18 protein-coding genes and 1 tRNA gene are annotated in these 16,971 nt (G+C 65.3%); 15 read left to right on the top strand and 4 right to left on the bottom strand.

The genetic code is table 11. The features are described 5' to 3' along the window. Position 1 precedes the first annotated feature (1 nt). Positions 2-1,105: a malate/lactate/ureidoglycolate dehydrogenase gene (locus tag ACFOOQ_RS03010; protein ID WP_379721573.1), complete on the bottom strand. Its 1,104-nt coding sequence runs from the start codon at positions 1,103-1,105 to the stop codon at positions 2-4. Positions 1,106-1,225: 120 nt separating this feature from the next. Between ACFOOQ_RS03010 and ACFOOQ_RS03005 the strand changes: the two genes are divergently transcribed. Beyond that, the gene (locus tag ACFOOQ_RS03005) at positions 1,226-1,633 is read left to right on the top strand and encodes a hypothetical protein (protein WP_379721571.1); all 408 of its coding nucleotides are present in this window, start codon (positions 1,226-1,228) and stop codon (positions 1,631-1,633) included. Between the two features lie 110 nt (positions 1,634-1,743). On the opposite strand, the gene polA is transcribed toward ACFOOQ_RS03005, so the two are convergent. Both polA and ACFOOQ_RS02995 read right to left on the bottom strand, forming a co-directional pair. Then, entirely contained in the window at positions 1,744-4,602 is a 2,859-nt protein-coding gene (polA, locus tag ACFOOQ_RS03000) for a DNA polymerase I (protein ID WP_379721568.1), read from the bottom strand. 19 nt (positions 4,603-4,621) lie between these two features. Next, complete coding sequence (locus ACFOOQ_RS02995; protein ID WP_379721565.1) at positions 4,622-4,831, bottom strand: zinc-finger domain-containing protein; 210 nt, start codon at positions 4,829-4,831, stop codon at positions 4,622-4,624. 185 nt (positions 4,832-5,016) lie between these two features. Between ACFOOQ_RS02995 and ACFOOQ_RS02990 the strand changes: the two genes are divergently transcribed. The 12 genes from ACFOOQ_RS02990 (at position 5,017) to ACFOOQ_RS02935 (ending at position 13,507) form a co-directional block, all read left to right on the top strand. Next, complete coding sequence (locus ACFOOQ_RS02990; RefSeq protein ID WP_379721562.1) at positions 5,017-5,991, top strand: ABC transporter ATP-binding protein; 975 nt, start codon at positions 5,017-5,019, stop codon at positions 5,989-5,991. A 256-nt stretch (positions 5,992-6,247) separates the two neighbouring features. Then, entirely contained in the window at positions 6,248-7,009 is a 762-nt protein-coding gene (locus ACFOOQ_RS02985; protein WP_379721559.1) for a class I SAM-dependent methyltransferase, read from the top strand. 302 nt (positions 7,010-7,311) lie between these two features. Next, positions 7,312-7,815, top strand: coding sequence for a peptidoglycan-binding domain-containing protein (locus ACFOOQ_RS02980; RefSeq protein ID WP_379721556.1), 504 nt, complete (start codon positions 7,312-7,314; stop codon positions 7,813-7,815). A 2-nt stretch (positions 7,816-7,817) separates the two neighbouring features. Continuing rightward, positions 7,818-8,390, top strand: a complete 573-nt coding sequence (locus ACFOOQ_RS02975; RefSeq protein ID WP_379721553.1) for a hypothetical protein — start codon at positions 7,818-7,820, stop codon at positions 8,388-8,390. A 1-nt stretch (position 8,391) separates the two neighbouring features. Further along, a complete protein-coding gene (locus ACFOOQ_RS02970) occupies positions 8,392-9,114 on the top strand; it encodes an AAA family ATPase (RefSeq protein WP_379721550.1) in 723 nt (240 codons plus the stop codon). A gap of 98 nt (positions 9,115-9,212) precedes the next feature. Beyond that, positions 9,213-9,289 (top strand) — tRNA-Arg (locus tag ACFOOQ_RS02965). Between the two features lie 319 nt (positions 9,290-9,608). After that, on the top strand, positions 9,609-9,908 hold the full coding sequence (locus ACFOOQ_RS02960; RefSeq protein ID WP_379721547.1) for an ArsR/SmtB family transcription factor: 300 nt from the start codon (positions 9,609-9,611) through the stop codon (positions 9,906-9,908). Next, positions 9,905-10,969: a permease gene (locus ACFOOQ_RS02955; protein ID WP_379721544.1), complete on the top strand. Its 1,065-nt coding sequence runs from the start codon at positions 9,905-9,907 to the stop codon at positions 10,967-10,969. Before ACFOOQ_RS02960 ends, ACFOOQ_RS02955 begins: the two co-directional genes overlap by 4 nt. 12 nt (positions 10,970-10,981) lie before the next feature. Further along, positions 10,982-11,218 carry a thioredoxin family protein gene (locus ACFOOQ_RS02950; protein WP_379721541.1) on the top strand — a complete coding sequence of 79 codons (237 nt, stop codon included), beginning with the start codon at positions 10,982-10,984 and terminating at the stop codon, positions 11,216-11,218. Next, complete coding sequence (locus ACFOOQ_RS02945) at positions 11,203-12,159, top strand: MBL fold metallo-hydrolase (RefSeq protein ID WP_379721538.1); 957 nt, start codon at positions 11,203-11,205, stop codon at positions 12,157-12,159. Before ACFOOQ_RS02950 ends, ACFOOQ_RS02945 begins: the two co-directional genes overlap by 16 nt. Further along, positions 12,156-12,563: an OsmC family protein gene (locus ACFOOQ_RS02940; protein ID WP_379721535.1), complete on the top strand. Its 408-nt coding sequence runs from the start codon at positions 12,156-12,158 to the stop codon at positions 12,561-12,563. Before ACFOOQ_RS02945 ends, ACFOOQ_RS02940 begins: the two co-directional genes overlap by 4 nt. Positions 12,564-12,583: 20 nt before the next feature. Then, complete coding sequence (locus ACFOOQ_RS02935) at positions 12,584-13,507, top strand: cation diffusion facilitator family transporter (RefSeq protein ID WP_379721532.1); 924 nt, start codon at positions 12,584-12,586, stop codon at positions 13,505-13,507. Positions 13,508-13,616: 109 nt separating this feature from the next. Here the strand turns inward: ACFOOQ_RS02935 and ACFOOQ_RS02930 are convergent, their stop codons facing one another. Beyond that, complete coding sequence (locus tag ACFOOQ_RS02930; RefSeq protein WP_379721529.1) at positions 13,617-14,801, bottom strand: thiolase family protein; 1,185 nt, start codon at positions 14,799-14,801, stop codon at positions 13,617-13,619. A gap of 306 nt (positions 14,802-15,107) precedes the next feature. Between ACFOOQ_RS02930 and ACFOOQ_RS02925 the strand changes: the two genes are divergently transcribed. Both ACFOOQ_RS02925 and ACFOOQ_RS02920 read left to right on the top strand, forming a co-directional pair. Further along, positions 15,108-15,470, top strand: a complete 363-nt coding sequence (locus tag ACFOOQ_RS02925; protein WP_379721526.1) for an ArsR/SmtB family transcription factor — start codon at positions 15,108-15,110, stop codon at positions 15,468-15,470. 51 nt (positions 15,471-15,521) lie between these two features. Continuing rightward, positions 15,522-16,970, top strand: a complete 1,449-nt coding sequence (locus ACFOOQ_RS02920) for an FAD-dependent oxidoreductase (RefSeq protein ID WP_379721523.1) — start codon at positions 15,522-15,524, stop codon at positions 16,968-16,970. Position 16,971 lies beyond the last annotated feature (1 nt).

Genomic DNA, 16,971 nt, shown 5'->3' with positions numbered 1-16,971 from the left:
CTCAGTGCACGCCTGCGGCGGCCAGCGTTTCGGCGGCGGCGATGCCGACGCGTTCGCCGGCGGCCACGATCTCGCCCCAGGTGGTGGCATCGACCGGGATGCCTGCGGCGAGCCGCGCCTTGCGGGTCTGGCGTTCCGGTTCGCCGGCGACCAGTACGCCGTCGCTGCCGGGTGCTCCATTCTGAGGAGAGGGTGGCGAGGCCTTGACGAAATCGACGAAGGCGGCGACCTCGCGGCGCCAGCTGTCGGCACCGCCGAGTTTCGCCGGATCGACGATCACCGAGAACATGTTGTTGGTGATGGTGTTCTTCGCCCAGCTACCGTCATGCATGGTGACGCCGCCGGTCATGGCGCCGGCCAGCAGTTCGGCGATCACCGCCAGGCCATAGCCCTTGTGGCCGCCGAAGGCGAGGATGGCGCCGGTGGGCGGCTCGAACATGGTGCGCGGCTCGGTGGTCGGCGCGCCGTTGCTGTTGATCAGGGTGTCGGGCGCCACCTGCTCGCCCTTGTTCATGGCGACGCGCACCTTGCCCATGGCGATCTTGGATGTCGCCATGTCGAGCACGACCGGTTCGCCGCCGGGCGCGGTCGCCGGAATGGCGCAGCAATAGGGATTGGTGGCAAAGCGGGCATCGGCGCCGCCATGGGGCGCCACCAGCGGCGGCCGGCCGACGACATTCACATAATGGGTCGAGACGAAGCCGGCGGCGGCGCATTGCTCGCCCCAGTGGCCGATGCGGCCGATATGGTGGCTGTTGCGCAAGGAGACGATGCAGACGCCGGTCTCGCGGGTGCGACGGATGCCGAGCTCCATGGCGTCATGGCCGATCACCTGGCCGTAGCCCATGTTGCCGTCGAGGTTGAGGATGGCGCCATGGTCGGCGATCACGCTGGGCGCCGCGTTGATCCTGAGGCGCTTTTCCACCACGGCGAGGATGTATTGCGGCAGCATGCCGACGCCGTGGCTGTCGTGACCGCTGAGATTGGCCAGCACCAGATTCTCGGCGACCAGCGCCGCCTCGCGCGCGTTGCTGCCGCCCGCCAGCACGATGTGGCGCACGGCGCGGCGCAGGGCCTCGGCTTCGACGGTGACGGTGGCAGCCATGGGGCAGTCCTCGTTCTCTGGAGTTTCCTCGAGCTTATGGCCATCCGGTCTAGCGGAAAGCCGGCAGGGCGACAAGACGGGCGCTTGCGGGCATGACCGCGTTGCGGCAGAGTTCCCGCCATGCGCCAAATCGCCCTGCTTGCCCTGCCACTGCTGCTCGCCGCCTGCACCTCCGACCTGGAGCTGGCGGCCGAACGCGCGCCGCGGGAACTGCCCGGCCTGACCGCCACGCAGCTCAAGCTCTGTGCCGGCGAGCCGGCGGCGAAGAACCGCGAGGGCGGCAACGAGATCTGGAGCTATTTCCGCGAGACCAGTTCTTCGGCCACGGCGGATTCCGGGCTGGGCAGCACGCCGACCAACCGCGGCACCACCACCTTCGATTATTACCGCTATTGCGATGCGACCTTCACCCTGCGCGACGGCCGGGTCACTGCCGTGGCGCTGAAGGGCCGCACCTCGACCGGGCGGCCGACCTTGGAGCCCTGCGGCGCCATCGTGCAGAGCTGCCTGAAGCTGCGCGGGCGGTAACTCTATAATCGTCATGCCCGCGAAAGCGGGCATCCCGTTTGAACGATACGGCCGGGCGGAGAATGGGACCCCGGCTCGCGCTGCGCTTGGCCGGGGTGACGGTGATACGCCTAGTGCGCGGCTTCCCAGTTGTCGCCGACGCCGGCCTCGACGGTCAGCGGCACCGACAATGCGGCCGCCGCCTGCATCACCCGCTTGGCCACCGCGATCAGCGCCTCGACCTCCGCTTCCGGCGCCTCGAACACCAGTTCGTCATGCACCTGCAGCAGCATGCGGGCCTGCAGCCCCTCGGCGGCCAGCGCGGCCGGCAGCTTGCCCATGGCCCGCTTGATCACGTCGGCGGCCGAGCCCTGGATCGGCGCATTGATCGAGGCGCGCTCGAGGAAGGCGCGTTCGGCCGGGTTCCTGGTGTTGATGTTGGGGAAATGCACCCGGCGGCCGAACAGGGTGGTCACAAAGCCCTGCTCCTTCACCTGTTTCCTGGTGCGGTCCATATAGTCGCGGATGCCGGGATAGCGTTTGAAATAGGCCTCGATATAGGCCTGCGCCTCGCGCTGCGGAATGCCGAGCTGGGCGGCGAGACCGAAGGCGCTCATGCCGTAGATGATGCCGAAATTGATCGCCTTGGCGGCGCGGCGCACCATCGGGTTCATGCCTTCGACCGGCGTGTCGAACACCTGGCTGGCGGTCAGCGCATGGATGTCGATGCCGTCGAGGAAGGCCTGCTTCAGCGCGGCGATATCGGCGATATGGGCGAGGATGCGCAGCTCGATCTGTGAATAATCAGCGGAGACCAGCTTGCAGCCCTTGTCGGCGACAAAAGCCTTGCGGATCTTGCGGCCTTCCTCGGTGCGCACCGGGATGTTCTGCAGGTTCGGATCGTTCGAGGCAAAGCGCCCGGTATTGGTCGAGGCGATCGAATAGGAGGTATGGACGCGCCCGGTCTTCGGGTTGATCGAGGCGACCAGCGCATCGGTATAGGTCGATTTCAGCTTGGCGAGCTGGCGCCAGTCGAGCACCGCGCGCGGCAGGTCGTGACCCTGGGCGGCCAGTTCCTCCAGCACGTCGGCGCCGGTGGAGTATGCGCCGGTCTTGCCCTTCTTGCCGCCGGGCAGGCTCATCTTGTCGAACAGGATCTCGCCGAGCTGCTTGGGCGAGCCGATGTTGAAGCTTTCCCCGGCGAGGTCGTGGGCCGTCTTCTCGAAGCCGGCCATGCGCTCGGCGAAATCCGCCGACAGACGGTTGAGCTCGGCCGGATCGACCCGGATGCCGGCCACTTCCATGGCGCAGACCACGGCCGGCAGCGGCCGTTCGATGGTCTCGTAGAGCGTCACCTGCTTCTCGGCCAGCAGGCGCGGCTTCAGTGCGCGATAGAGCCTGAGCGTGATGTCGGCGTCTTCGGCGGCGTATTTGCAGGCGGCCTCCAGCGGCACCTCGGCAAACGAGATGCGCGCCTTGCCGGTGCCGGTGACCTCGTCATAGCTGATCGGCTTGTGGCCGAGATGCAGCTCCGACAGCTCGTCCATGCCGTGGCCATGCTTGCCGGCATCGAGCGTGTAGGAGATCAGCATGGTGTCGTCGTAGGACACGATGTCGACCCTGTAACCGGCCAGCACCGCCATGTCGTATTTGATGTTCTGCCCGATCTTCAGCACGCCCGGATCGGCCAGCAAAGGTTTCAGCGCTGCCAGGGCGTCCTGCAGCGGGATCTGCCGGATCTCGCCATGGCCGCCGAGATCGAGGCCGCCGCCGCCCGGCGGGATATGGCCCACCGGCACATAGCAGCCCTCGCCAGGCTCGACCGCCAGGCTGAAGCCAACCAGTTCGGCCTTTGTCGGCGACAGGTCGGTGGTCTCGGTATCGAAGGCGACGATGCCGGCCGCAGAGGCACGGTCGATCCAGGCCTGCAGGGTCTTGATGTCCTGCACCAGTGTGTAGCTGCCTTGGCCGACCGGCGCTGCCGGCTGCTCCGGGCCGCCTTCGCCTTCGAAGGCGATCTCTTTCGCCGGAGCCGCCACAGTAACAGGGGCGCCCCCGCTTGAGCCCGGGCCCATGTCGGCGGTGCCGCGCAGCTTCAGCCGGTTCTCGATCCGCGCCTTCAGCGTGCGGAACTCCATCAGGTCGAGGAAGGCGGCGAGCTTCGGCCATTCGACCGGGCCAAGGGTCAGCGCGTCGAGGCCGTCTTTCACCGGTGCGTCGTCGCGCAGCTTCACCAGCTGCCGCGAGATGCGCGCCTTGTCGGCATTGTCGAGCAGGGTCTGGCGCCGCTTCGGCTGCTTGATCTCGGCCGCGCGCTCCAGCAGCGTGTCGAGATCGCCATAGGTGTTGATCAGCTCGGCCGCCGTCTTGATGCCGATGCCGGGCACACCGGGCACGTTGTCGGTGGCATCGCCGGCCAGCGCCTGCACGTCGACCACCTTGTCGGGCGCGACGCCGAATTTCTCCATCACCTCGGCCGGGCCGATACTGCGGTCCTTCATCGGGTCGAGCATGCCCACGCCCGGTTCATCAGCAGAAGAGGCGCGCACCAGCTGCATCAGGTCCTTGTCGGACGAGACGACGACGACCTCCATGCCGGCCTCATGGGCGATCCGCGCATAGGTGGCGATCAGGTCGTCGGCCTCGAAGCCGTCCATCTCCAGCGTCGCCAGGCCGAAGGCGCGGCTGGCATCGCGGATCGGGCCGAACTGCGGGATCAGGTCTTCCGGCGTTTCGGCGCGGTTCGCCTTGTAGGCAGGGTAGATGTCGCTGCGGAAGGTCTGCCGGCTGGTGTCGAAGATCACCGCCATATGGCTGACCGCCTGGTCATGCTCGGCCTTGTCGCGCAGCGACGAGAGCATGTTGCAGAAGCCGGAGACGGCGCCGATCGGCATGCCGTCGGACTTACGGGTCAGCGGCGGCAGTGCGTGATAGGCGCGGAAGATATAGCCCGAGCCGTCGACGAGGTAGAGGCGGTGTTTTCCGGGCATTACAAGGGGAAACCCGGCCTCAGTGGCCGTGGCCGCCGGCGCCCGCCTTCAGCACGTAGAGCCGGCCGCAGTAGGGGCAGTCGATGTCGTGCTTCTCGCCCATGTTGAGATAGACGCGCGGATGGCCGAGCGCGCCGCCGCCGCCGTCGCAGGCGACCACGGGGCTGTCGACCGTGATGGTCTCGACAGGCGAACGGCCGGGGGCGGGGGCGGTTTTCTGGGGCTGCATCTTGCCATTCTCCGAAAGGGCGATATCTGCCAGTGGGACCGGTGGTTTAACCGCGCCGGTTTGACCGGGTCGGCCCCGGGTGATACCTACCCCAGCAGACACCGTTTCGCCAGTCTTTCGCAACCCGCAGGGCCCCGCCGCAACCGGCCGGAGCAGCCCCCGGGACAACCACGGACCCGTGCCCGATGCCGGACAATATCCATGCGATTCCCGCCGCTGCCGCCCGGGCCGCCCCGCCGGCGATTGCCGTGCGCGACCTGGTCAAGGTCTATGGCGCCGGGCCGACGGCCAAGACGGCGCTGAAGGGCATCAACCTCGCGGTGCCGCGCGGCAGCTTTTTCGGCCTGCTCGGGCCCAACGGCGCCGGCAAGTCGACCCTGATCAACATCCTCGCCGGCCTGGTGCGCAAGACCGGGGGCACGGCAGCGATCTGGGGCTTCGACATCGACGGCCAGACCCGCCAGGCGCGCGGCGCCATCGGCGTGGTGCCGCAGGAACTGAACATCGATCCCTTCTTCACGCCGCGCGAGGCGCTGGAATTCCAGGCCGGCCTCTACGGCGTGCCGAGGTCCGAGCGCCGCACCGACGAGATCCTGGCCGCGGTCGGCCTCAGCGACAAGGCGAATTCCTATGCCCGCACGCTGTCCGGCGGCATGCGCCGGCGCATGCTGGTGGCCAAGGCGCTGGTGCATGCGCCGCCGGTGCTGGTGCTGGATGAACCCACCGCCGGCGTCGACGTCGAACTGCGCCAGCAGCTCTGGGCCTATGTGCGCCAGCTGAACCGGGCCGGCACCACCGTGGTGCTGACCACCCATTACCTCGAAGAGGCCGAGGCGCTGTGCGACCATATCGCCATCGTCAACCACGGCGAGATCGCGGCGATGGATTCGACGCCGGCCCTGCTGTCGCGGCTCGACCGCAAGGATGTGATCCTGACGCTGGGCGCCGATCTCGCCGCCGTGCCGCCGGTGCTTGCCGATCTCGGCGCCGAACTGCTCGGCCCCCGTCGCCTGCGGCTGCATTACCGGCCGAGCCAGATCGCATTCTCGACCGTGCTGGCCCGCATCCAGGGCGCCGGGCTCGAGATCGCCGATCTCTCGACCCAGGATGCCGACCTCGAGGACCTGTTCCTCGAACTGACCTCCAGGAAGGCGGCGTAGGGTATTCCAGGTCGTCATGCCCGGACGTAATCCGGGCTTCACGCCTTCAGTCTTGTCCGGTGGCAAGGCGTGGATGGCCGGGGCGGGCCCGGCCATGACACGGAAAGACAATTGCCGGCACGTCGTGATTTTAACCCCCGCTTAACCATAACCGGGTCTGATCGGCGTGATGGTCCACCGCCGCCACGATTCGTGGCGGGACAGAAGATCGCTCGCCGCGATTCGTTTGCGGCGGCGCAACGAGGAGGACAGTGCGATGGACAACACTGTCGCATCGGCCCTGCCCGGCCGCCAGTCGGGTCGCTACTGGGATGCCGCAGCCACCACCTGGGAAGACGAAATCTTCTCGTCGTTTCACAACGACCGCAAAGGCGTGATCGCCGCAGCCCTCAGGGCCGCCGCCGATCCCGATGCCACGCTGGCCGATTTCGGCTGCGGCATCGGCATCTACCTACCATTGCTGGGCAAGCTGTTCGGTGAAGTGCATGGCTTCGAGCAGTCGGCGGCCTGCGTCGCCGTGGCGCGCAAAAAGACCAGGGCGCAGAAGAATGTCTCGGTGCATGTCGCCAGCCGCAGCGCGCCGCAATGGCGCGGCGCTTTTGATGCCGTGCTCTGTGCCAATGCGGCGATCCATCCGCGCCGCGCGGTGTGGCGCGGCGTGCTGCAATCGGCGCGTGACCTGCTGCGCCGCCAGGGCCGGCTGATCCTGGTGGTGCCGGCGCTGGGCTCGGCGCGGCTGCTGATGCGGGCGGAACAGCTGCAGGGTGCCGAGCCGAGCATCAGGGTGACCCGCGATGCCGAAGGCGCGGCGCAGGTCACCATCGACGGCGTTGCCACCAAGCATTACACCGGTGCCGAGCTGAAGCGCGAGCTGGCCGCGCTCGGCTTCGCCGGGATTCAGGTGCGCCGGATCGAATATTCCTGGGCCTGCCACGGCATCCGCCGGCCGAAAGCGCTGCGCGCGGCGCGGCCTGGCGCCCTCCAGCCCTGGGACTGGCTGGTCACCGCCCGCGGCTAAGGCGGCGGCCACGCCGCCGTTTCCACTGCCCTGATTATCCTCCGTCACGCGAATAATCCTGTATTCGCCAGTTTTCCGGGAATTCTTCTTGACTTATTGTTCCCGTTATGTACTCTATAAAACATGAGCGACCGTCAGGTCCGGATGAAGCCGGGGCCCAGTGGCGGAGAACGCTCCCTGTCAGTTCCGCGCTTTTCCATCCGCGCCGGCCTGTCCGCCGGCAGCGTCCGGCGGCCTGCATCCTGGTGCACGGCTGTCGCCAAACAGCCAGGAGACATGCCATGTGCAAAGGAGCCGCCTGCATGACTGCCCCCGCAAACGCCCCCCGCGCCCTTGCCCCCCGCGCCCTTGCCCTGCGAGCCCCGCTCGGCCCTGACCATGTCGTCGAGCCGGAAGACATCCTCGATGCCAAGCAGGCCCTCGGCCGTCTCGGCTATTACCGGACCGCCGATGGATCGGCCCCCGGCGCCTGGGTGGACAGCGCCCTGTTCAATGGCATCCGCAGTTTCCAGCGCGCCAACAACCTGAAGGCCGACGGGCTGATCCGGCCCGGTGGCGTAACGGAGCGGGCGGTGAACGCGGCCCTGAGGACGGAAGAGCCGCCGGCCAACGACGACGAGCCGCCGGCCAATGACGAGGAACAGCATGCGCTCAGGGACTGCGAGCAGCAGCGATTCCTCGACGAGATGAAATGTGGCACGCTTCCGAATGCCATGGCGCGCGCCAAATGCTATTCCTCCTCGATGCAGCGCTACGCGAACTGCCGCCACAACGGCTATCCTTATCCCGATCTCTACGTGGGCTGATCATGAAGGCATTTGCGATCGATGGCTTTGTCCGGTCGGCCGAGGGAACGCAGCAGTCGTTTCACGGCGAGGTGAGTGGCGTGGTCCGGCGCGGCGACGGGCAATACCAGTGCGACTTCGCCAGCACGGCGTCCTCCGGCGGTGGCATGCTGTACGGCACCATTCCGGAATGGGTCTATCACCAGTCGGTGGCCTTCATTCGCCATGACCTCCTCTATCGGCATCTTGCCTTGGTCGACGGGCGGGGACAGGAGCTCGCCTTCATTCCTCCACTCGCCGATGCAGCGGGCCACAGCCTGTTCCCGGCGGTGTCCTTTGCCGGCTGGATCAGCCATGCCGATGGCCGCCGCGTGCGGTTCGAGGCGGGCGTCGGCCCGCCGGTGCCGGACCCGATCGGCTTCGCATGTCCGGTCTCCTGCTCGCTGTATCAAAGCCTCGCCCCGTCCCGGTCGGAATGGCCGGAGCAGGCTTACGAGCTGGCCTTCATGCTGCTGCGGCGCCTGCTGCTGGCCGATGACGCTGCTCTGTCCCATGACGACGGACGCCCGCTCGACCTGATCGCACCGGTCGGATGACATGATCACCGCGCCTTTCCTGAAACAGATACGGCTCGATCCGCAGAAGGTCGACGTCAAGGCGTTTCCGTTCAACACGGTGTCGTATCTCACCGCAGATTTCGAATTGGGCTTCGATGCTGCCGTCACCATCCTGGTTGGCGAGAATGGCACCGGCAAATCGACCCTGATCGAGGCAATTGCCCAGGCGGCCGGCTTTTCGGCGCAGGGCGGCAGCCAGGACCACAGGACAGGAGGCCCCGATACAGGGAACGCCCTGGCCAAGGCTTTGCGCCTGTCGTGGCTGCCGCGGGTCAGTCGCGGCTTTTTCTTCCGCGCCGAAAGCTTCTTCAATTTTGCCAGCTACCTCGAACAGCATGACGGCGTCGGCGACCTGCACCGGCGCAGCCATGGCGAGGCTTTCCTCGATACGTTTCTCGACCGCCTGCATGCCCGCGAGCGCGCCATCTACATCCTCGACGAGCCGGAAGTGGCGCTGTCACCGCAGCGCCAGCTCGCCTTCCTGCGCATCCTGCGCGAATGGCAGCTGAGCCGGCAGGTGCAGGCGATCATCGCCACCCATTCGCCGATCCTGATGTGCCTGCCCGATGCTGCCCTGCTGTCGCTCGACGGCGGCACGATTCGCCCGGTCACCGTGGCGGAGACCGAGCATTACCGGGTGACCCGCCGCTTCCTCGCCAATCCAGCCGCCGTCCTGGCCGACCTGTTCGAGGATCTCGGCTGAGCCGGGCGGCTTCCGCCGGGGGCGGGCGGGACGTGCTGCCCGGTCTTGCCTCTGCCGGGACGGTCGAGTATGGTCCGCCGCGTCCGCGCAGGACCTGCGCACCCGTAGCTCAGCTGGATAGAGCGCTGCCCTCCGAAGGCAGAGGTCACAAGTTCGAATCTTGTCGGGTGCACCAATTTTCAATGACTTATAGAAAATCACTTCGCCGACGATTTGCCATAGCTACAGCTTAGCTACAGGCGGACAGGGTATTCGAGCGGAGATTGGGAGTGCCGGAAGGGTAGGGCAGCCGATTTGACTGCCCTACGCCATGGTCCTGTTCTGCTGCTATAAGGCCTTGATCCGTGAGAGCCCAGACTTGCGGATGCAATAGTATCTCGGCTTGCCGGTGATGCCCTTGCGGGTGCTTCAGATCGTGCCCGGGCCCACGGTAGAGGGAAACGGCAGCCTATAAATGCGCTTGACCGCATATGCGTATAGAAGTATAAACAACCATGAACCGCGAAATTGATATTCTGTCCGCCCTCGCCGAACCGACCCGCCTGGCCGCCGTCCGGCTGCTCTGGGATGGCCGTGAGCATTGCGTCTGCGAACTCATGCGCGAACTGGGGGCGACCCAGTCCCGCATGTCCCGCCATATGGCTGCCCTGAAACAGGCCGGCCTGGTGGTGGACCGTCGCGATGCCCAGTGGGTCCGCTACCGCCGCAATCCCGCATTGGCGAACCATCTGGCCGCCATCGTGGATGCGGCGATGGCTAGCCTCGCAGCGAATGAGGAAAGGAATGCGGCATGAGCGCCGATGCGTCATTGATCTCGCGCAAGCCACCTGCGGGGCCGCAGCCTGTCCTGTGGCTGGCGGGGGTCGCCGCAGCGGTCGCGCTCTGGTTCGCCGTCTACGGACAGTTATTGCCTTTCTCGGAATGGGCCGTGGCCCAGTTGCCGCTGGAACGCGGCAGCCATCTGGAAGAGGCAATCAAATTCTTCGTCTACGACACGCCCAAGGTCCTGATGCTGCTGACCCTTGTCGTTTTTGCCATGGGGGTCGTGCGCAGTTTCTTCTCGCCCGAACGCACCCGGGCATTGCTCGCCGGGCGCAGGGAGGGCATCGGCAATATAGCGGCTGCCGGGCTCGGCATCTTCACGCCCTTCTGTTCCTGCTCAGCCGTCCCGCTGTTCGTCGGGTTTGTTTCGGCAGGTGTGCCGCTTGGCGTGACGTTTTCGTTCCTGATTGCCGCTCCAATGATCAACGAAGTGGCGCTCGGCCTGTTGTTCGCCCTGCTGGGGTGGAAGGTAGCTTTGACCTATCTCGCATTCGGCCTTGCAGTGGCCATGAGTGCGGGTTGGGTGATCGGGCGGCTGCGTCTTGAATCCTGGCTGGAAGGCTGGGTACGCGATGTTCGGGCTGGAGCGGTCGAACTGCCGGTCGATCAGCTATCGCTGGTTGACCGCATCAAGGCCGGAATCGAGGCGGTGCAGGATATCGTCGGCAAGGTGTGGCTGTGGATCATTGCCGGTATTGCGGCAGGTGCCTTTATCCACGGCTATGTACCGGCCGATCTGCTGGCAACGATCATGGGGCGCGATGCCTGGTGGTCGGTGCCCGCTGCCGTGCTCCTCGGGATTCCGATGTATTCCAACGCGGCCGGGATCATTCCGGTGGTTGAAGCCCTGCTCGGCAAGGGTGCTGCGCTGGGCACGGTGCTGGCCTTCATGATGTCGGTCATCGCCTTGTCGCTGCCGGAAATGATCATCCTGCGCAAGGTCCTGAGCGTGAAACTGATCGCCGTTTTCATCGGCGTCGTCGGAGCCGGAATTCTGGCCGTCGGATTCCTCTTCAATCTGCTGTTCAGCTGAAAGGATTGAGACATGAAACAGGTGAAAGTGTTGGGTCCGGGCTGCAAACGCTGCCAGGCGACCGAGGACATGGTCAGGGCCGAGGCGCAGAAACTCGGCATCGAGGTCGCAGTGGAGAAAGTCACCGACTATGCCGCAATTGCCGGTTTTGGCATTGCCTCGACGCCGGGCATCGTGATCGACGGTCGTGTTGTTCATGCGGGGGGCCTGCCCAAGCCGGAAGATCTGTCCAGATGGCTGGCCGCCTGAAGGCGCGGTTTTTGGCATTGTCTCGAGCTGGCGCCACAGTTTTTGCGGTCTTGACCGGCCTTCTGGTCGCGTCTGGCCCGGCGCGGGCTCTGGAGGCCGTCCGGGTTGCAGAGAATGTCTATGCTCTCGTCGGCCCGCTGGAACAGAGGTCTGCATCCAATCTGGGTAACAATGCGACCTTCGGGGTTATCATCACCGCCGATGGGGTGGTCCTGATCGATTCCGGAGGGAGTGCCAAGGGTGCGGTCGCGATCGAGGCGGCCGTGAGGAGACTGACCGACAAGCCCATTCGGACGGTCATCAACAGCGGCGGGCAGGATCACCGCTGGTTCGGTAACGACTATTTCCGGTCACGCGGCGCGCGCATCATCGCCGCGTCTGCGGCAGTTGCGGACCAGGAATCCAGAGCTGCCCAACAGTTGCAGGGCATGACCGCGCTGATCGGCGCGACGGCAATGGATGGGACGCAGCTTGCATTTGCCGAGCGCCGTTTCGAAGAGCGCCTCGAGTTGCAGGCCGGCGGCATCAAGATCGAGATTCGTCATCCTGGGCAGGCACATACTCCGGGGGATTCCTTCATCTGGCTGCCGGAACAAGGGATCGCTTTTGCAGGCGACATCGTGTTCATGGACCGGCTTCTCGGCATCGGCCCGCAATCATCCAGCAGGGCCTGGCTATCCGCATTCGAGGCCATCGAGGCGTTGCATCCAGTGGTGATCGTGCCCGGTCACGGCTGGCCGGGGCCGCTGCAGAAGGCGAAGCGGGAAACCTATGATTACATCCACGATCTGCGAAACGGCATAGGGCGACTCCTTGAATCCGGCGCGGATCTGGCATCCGCGGCTGATCTCGATCAATCGGGATATAGGCATCTTGCGGTATTCGATGAACTGTCGCGCCGCAATGCCCAGGCCGTGTATCAGGAAATGGAGCTGGAATGATGCTGGAATACAGGGTCAACGCCCGGAGGGTGGACGCACATGGCAGCCTCGCTCGCACGAAGGAAGCCGAGATAGTCCTGGACACCGATGTGTCAGGCCGTATCGATGCCTTCAATCCTGCGGAACTTTTCCTGGCTGCCATTGCCGCCTGCATGATCAAGGGTATCGAACGGGTAGCCCCCATGATCAAGTTCGACTTCCGCGGCGTCGAGGTGAAACTGCATGGCGTGCGTCAGGATGCGCCGCCGAAGATGGTTTCAATCGATTACGAACTCATCGTCGATACTGATGAAGATGACCGGCGGTTGGACCTGCTGCACACCAACGTGCGCAAATATGGCACGATCTCCAATACTGTTGCGGCAGCGACAACACTGACCGGCATTATCCGACGTGAAACCTGACTGTTCCCGGGAATTGCATTGTGGCTGGTGACCACATTCATTCCCATGCGGCAGCCGATGGAGGCGCCCTTGATGGCGCGTTTCGATGGGCAGTGGCGCTCAATGCCGGGTATGTCATCGTTGAGGCCGGTTCCGGGCTTTACTTTGGCTCACTCGCGTTGCTCGCCGATGCGGCCCATAATCTGACGGATGTAGCCGGGCTGCTGATTGCCTGGGGGGCCGCGGTGGTCGCCCGGCGGCCTCCGATGCAACGGTTTACATACGGGCTTGGCCGATCGACAATTCTGGCGGCCCTGGCAAACGCCGTTGCCATCCTCGTCGGTGTCGGCGCGGTTTTGCTGGAAGCCGTACAACGGTTGTCGAGCCCGCAGATTGTCCCTGCGCTACCTGTTCTGTTGGTCGCCGCCGCTGGTATAGCCATCAACACGGGAACAGCATTGCTGTTCCGTCGGGAGCGGGGCCATGACTTAAATGCGGAGGGTGCATTTCTGCACATGGCGGCTGATGCGGCGGTATCGGCTGGCGTCGTTCTGTCTGCTGTCGTCATACTGGCCACCGGCTGGAACTGGGTCGATCCGGCGGCAGCAATAATCGTCAGTCTGGTTATCGCCTGGACGGCGTTCGGATTGCTGAAATCGTCGATGGCCCTGTCCCTGGACGGAGTGCCGGCATCGGTCGATCTTGAAAAAGTCGGCAACTGGCTGCGAGCAAGACCTGGAATCGCGGCGGTTCATGATCTGCACATATGGGCGCTCAGCACGACATCGACCGCCATGTCCGCCCATCTGGTCATGTCCGGGGGCCATCCGGGCGATGCGTTCATTGATGCAGTTGCCGGGGAGCTTGAGCGAAATTTCGCAATCACCCACGCAACACTGCAGATCGAGCTGGGAGACGGCGGTGCCTGTCGTCTGATCGACAATGACGGCCTGCCGCGTCATTAGAATGCATTAGACCGGGGCCGCTGCCCGGCATCTGGTATGGCCAAACCGACAGATGAACTTCTGCCGTCGTCCATCACTCGCATTGCAACGAGAATGGGAAAGCCGACCGTTACAGGGCTTCTAACGCCAAGGCGATTCCCTGGCCGCCGCCGATGCACAGCGTGACAATTCCGCGCTTTAACTGGTCGCGCTTCATCGAGTGCAGCAGGCGTGTCGTCAGAATGGCGCCGGTCGCGCCGATGGGGTGGCCGTGAGCGATGGCGCCGCCTTCGACATTGACAATGTCTTCGCCAAGTCCAAGTTCGCGCGTCACGGCAAGGGCGATCGCGGCGAATGCTTCGTTAATTTCGACGCGGTCGATGTCGCCGATTTTCCAGCCGGCCCGTTCCAGCGCCTGGCGGACAGCCGGGACCGGACCGATCCCGAACATACCGGGTTCAACCGCGCCGACACCGTAGGCGACGAGCCGTGCCATGGGTGTCATTCCATGCTTCTCGGCATAGGCCCGTTCGGCCACAATGACTGCCGCAGCACCGGTGTTCAGGCCCGGAGCGTTACCAGCCGTGATCGTTCCTTCCTTGCGGAAGGCAGGTTTGAGTTTCGACAGGCTTTCAACCGTGGTGTCCGGGCGGTTGTGCTCGTCCCTGACAAAGGGCTCCAACCCTTTTCGGCCCTTCACCTCGATGCCGACAATCTCCGCGTCGAATTTTCCGGCCGCCTGGGCAGCCGAGAAATTTTGTTGCGAGCGTGCGGCCCAGCGATCCTGGTCGGCACGGCTGATCTGGTACTTGGCGACCAAATCCTCGGTGTGCCACCCGGAATGCTCGTTCGAAAAGGCATCGTTGAGGCCGTCGCGCAGCATCGAATCATAGACCTGGGCGTCGCCCATGCGATAGCCCCAGCGCCCGCTACTCATCAGGTAGGGGGCTGCGTCCATGTTCTCCATCCCTCCGGCAATCGCGGCATTGCCAAAGCCAAGCCAGATTTCCTGGGCGGCGGAGACGATTGCCTGAGCCCCTGAACCGCACACCCGGTTGACAGTCATTGCGGGCACTGCAACGGGGATGCCGCCGTTGATTGCAGCCTGCCGGGCGGGGTTCATCTTGTTTCCGGCCTGGATGACATTGCCCATGATGACGGCGTCGAGCTGGGCAGATTCCAGTTTCGCGCGTCGAACGGTTTCGCGCACAACAGCAGCGCCAAGGTCGGTGGCCGGGATCGATTTCAGACTGCCGTTATATGTGCCGATGGCAGTCCTGACCGGGTGGCAGAGGACAATTTCGCGTTTTGACATGGGGCTGCTCCGTTTCAACGTATTTCATTCTGTTCCATTCAGCGCATTCGGCGATGATGCAAATCAACCCGGCCTGCTACCTTCTGGCGGCGGGATCTGAATGATTGGTGGCCCGGCCGCGCTCGCTTCGCTCTGTTCCGGCGATACGGGTGTTGACGGTCCCGCCAATGACCGTAAAGCGTGATCTGACAATCTCCGGGGGGAGAGCGGCGCCAAACTTTCCCCGTATGCTCTCGGTGCCGACCGCCGTTGACAATTAAGGCGTCCCGCCCTACGTTATTCGTCGAATAACGAATGGATGCCACCATGACCGCCAGAACCGCCACACCGCCGCCAGCACCCGCTGCCGATGCCTGCTGCGCGCCGGCCGCCGATCCCGCCGATCTGGCCGAAGCTCTGCGACCGGAAGATGAGGAACTGGCCGCTCTGGCCAAGGCGCTCGGCCATCCGGTGCGTATCCTGATCCTGCGCAACCTGCTGCGCATTGGCACCTGCTATTTCGGCCGGCTGGCCGACCTGCTGCCGGTGGCGCCGTCCACGGCCTCGCAGCATCTGACCATCCTCAAGGAAGCCGGACTGGTGAAGGGCGACATCAGCGATGCTCGGCCCTGCTACTGCGTCGACCTCGACCGGCTGCGGCGCGTGCAGCAGCTGGTCGGCGATCTCTGAAAAAGATTGCCCATCCGTTTCGTATTTCGACGAGCACCGAAGAGATCCGGCATGAACGCCATCGCCTCCGCCGCGGCCGGCCCGGCCGCAGAAACACTGCCGGTCATCGTCATCGGGGCCGGCCCGGTCGGCCTTGCCGCCGCCGCCCATCTGATCGCGCGCGGCATCCCCGTCCGGCTGCTGGAAGCCGCCGCCGATGTCGCCGCCCATGTGCGCGACTGGGGTCATGTGAAGCTGTTCTCGCCCTGGGTCTACAACATCGACAAAGAGGCGCGGGCCCTGCTGCATAAGGCCGGCTGGCAGGAACCGCTGCCGCTGGCCTATCCCACAGGCGCCCAGCTTTATGAGCTGTACCTGAAACCGCTGGCCGAAACACCGGAACTGAGCGCTGTCATTGAGACCGGCGCGCGGGTCACCGCGGTCAGCCGCGCCGGCCATGACAAGATGATGAGTCCGGGCCGCGAGCAGGCACCGTTCGTCGTCATGGTCCACAAGAGCGACGGCAGCGCGCGCGCGGATCTGGCGCGGGCGGTGATCGACACCTCCGGCACCTGGTCGCGGCCCAGCCCCATCGGCGCCCATGGCCTGCCGGTGCCGGGCGAGGCGGCCAATGCCGGCCGCATCGCCTATGGCATCCCGGACATCCTCGGCAGGGACATCGACACGTATGCCAACCGGCATGTGCTAGTGGTCGGCGGGGGACATTCGGCCGCCAACGGGCTGCTCGATCTCGCGCAGCTTGCGGCGGACCGGGCACCGGATACCAGGATTGTCTGGGCCGTGCGTGGCAGCAGCCTGAAGCGGCTGTTCGGCGGCGGCGAGAACGACAGGCTGGAAGCCCGCGGCGCGCTCGGGCGCGCGCTGGAGACACTCGTCGAAACCGGTGGGCTGGAGTTGCATATGCGTAGCGCAGTGGCGCGGATCGAGGCCGCCGGCAGTGCTCTAGCCGTCACCCTGACGCAGCCGGACGGCGCTGCCGAAGTGGTTGGGGTCGATCGCATCATCGTCGCCACCGGACTGCGCCCCGACCTCGAGATGCTGCGCGAGCTGCGGCTGGCCCTCGATCCGGTCACCGAGAGTCCGCGCGTGCTGGCGCCCCTGATCGATCCGAACCTGCATTCCTGCGGCACCGTCCGTCCACATGGTCATCGCGAGCTGGCCCAGCCCGATACCGGCTTCTACATCGCCGGCATCAAGAGCTACGGCCGGGCGCCGACCTTCCTGATGGCGACGGGCTACGAGCAGGTCCGCTCCATCGCCGCGGCGCTGGCCGGCGACATGGCGGCCGCCGATGACGTGCAACTCGAACTGCCCGAAACCGGCGTCTGCAGCAGCGACCCCGGCGAAGGCGGCGGTTGCTGCGAAGCCGCCACCGAAGGCGCGGGCTGCACGACGGTCAGGGAAACAGTCCCGACCACTGGCGAAAAGGCCTGCTGCGGCGCCGGCAAACCGCGTGTTACCGTGACGGCCGCCGTTGCGCCTGCCAAGGGATGTTGCTGAT

Source organism: Ferrovibrio xuzhouensis, from assembly GCF_042648965.1.
GTDB lineage: Bacteria > Pseudomonadota > Alphaproteobacteria > Ferrovibrionales > Ferrovibrionaceae > Ferrovibrio > Ferrovibrio xuzhouensis.
This window is presented reverse-complemented; position numbering and strand designations above follow the sequence as displayed.

What these genes read in the sequence shown, in the direction of transcription:
- ACFOOQ_RS03010 (WP_379721573.1), bottom strand. Translation starts at nt 1,105, where the DNA reads ATGGCTGCCACCGTCACCGTCGAAGCCGAGGCCCTGCGCCGCGCCGTG.
- ACFOOQ_RS03005 (WP_379721571.1), top strand. Translation starts at nt 1,226, where the DNA reads ATGCGCCAAATCGCCCTGCTTGCCCTGCCACTGCTGCTCGCCGCCTGC.
- polA (WP_379721568.1), bottom strand. Translation starts at nt 4,602, where the DNA reads ATGCCCGGAAAACACCGCCTCTACCTCGTCGACGGCTCGGGCTATATC.
- ACFOOQ_RS02995 (WP_379721565.1), bottom strand. Translation starts at nt 4,831, where the DNA reads ATGCAGCCCCAGAAAACCGCCCCCGCCCCCGGCCGTTCGCCTGTCGAG.
- ACFOOQ_RS02990 (WP_379721562.1), top strand. Translation starts at nt 5,017, where the DNA reads ATGCCGGACAATATCCATGCGATTCCCGCCGCTGCCGCCCGGGCCGCC.
- ACFOOQ_RS02985 (WP_379721559.1), top strand. Translation starts at nt 6,248, where the DNA reads ATGGACAACACTGTCGCATCGGCCCTGCCCGGCCGCCAGTCGGGTCGC.
- ACFOOQ_RS02980 (WP_379721556.1), top strand. Translation starts at nt 7,312, where the DNA reads ATGACTGCCCCCGCAAACGCCCCCCGCGCCCTTGCCCCCCGCGCCCTT.
- ACFOOQ_RS02975 (WP_379721553.1), top strand. Translation starts at nt 7,818, where the DNA reads ATGAAGGCATTTGCGATCGATGGCTTTGTCCGGTCGGCCGAGGGAACG.
- ACFOOQ_RS02970 (WP_379721550.1), top strand. Translation starts at nt 8,392, where the DNA reads ATGATCACCGCGCCTTTCCTGAAACAGATACGGCTCGATCCGCAGAAG.
- ACFOOQ_RS02960 (WP_379721547.1), top strand. Translation starts at nt 9,609, where the DNA reads ATGAACCGCGAAATTGATATTCTGTCCGCCCTCGCCGAACCGACCCGC.
- ACFOOQ_RS02955 (WP_379721544.1), top strand. Translation starts at nt 9,905, where the DNA reads ATGAGCGCCGATGCGTCATTGATCTCGCGCAAGCCACCTGCGGGGCCG.
- ACFOOQ_RS02950 (WP_379721541.1), top strand. Translation starts at nt 10,982, where the DNA reads ATGAAACAGGTGAAAGTGTTGGGTCCGGGCTGCAAACGCTGCCAGGCG.
- ACFOOQ_RS02945 (WP_379721538.1), top strand. Translation starts at nt 11,203, where the DNA reads ATGGCTGGCCGCCTGAAGGCGCGGTTTTTGGCATTGTCTCGAGCTGGC.
- ACFOOQ_RS02940 (WP_379721535.1), top strand. Translation starts at nt 12,156, where the DNA reads ATGATGCTGGAATACAGGGTCAACGCCCGGAGGGTGGACGCACATGGC.
- ACFOOQ_RS02930 (WP_379721529.1), bottom strand. Translation starts at nt 14,801, where the DNA reads ATGTCAAAACGCGAAATTGTCCTCTGCCACCCGGTCAGGACTGCCATC.
- ACFOOQ_RS02925 (WP_379721526.1), top strand. Translation starts at nt 15,108, where the DNA reads ATGACCGCCAGAACCGCCACACCGCCGCCAGCACCCGCTGCCGATGCC.
- ACFOOQ_RS02920 (WP_379721523.1), top strand. Translation starts at nt 15,522, where the DNA reads ATGAACGCCATCGCCTCCGCCGCGGCCGGCCCGGCCGCAGAAACACTG.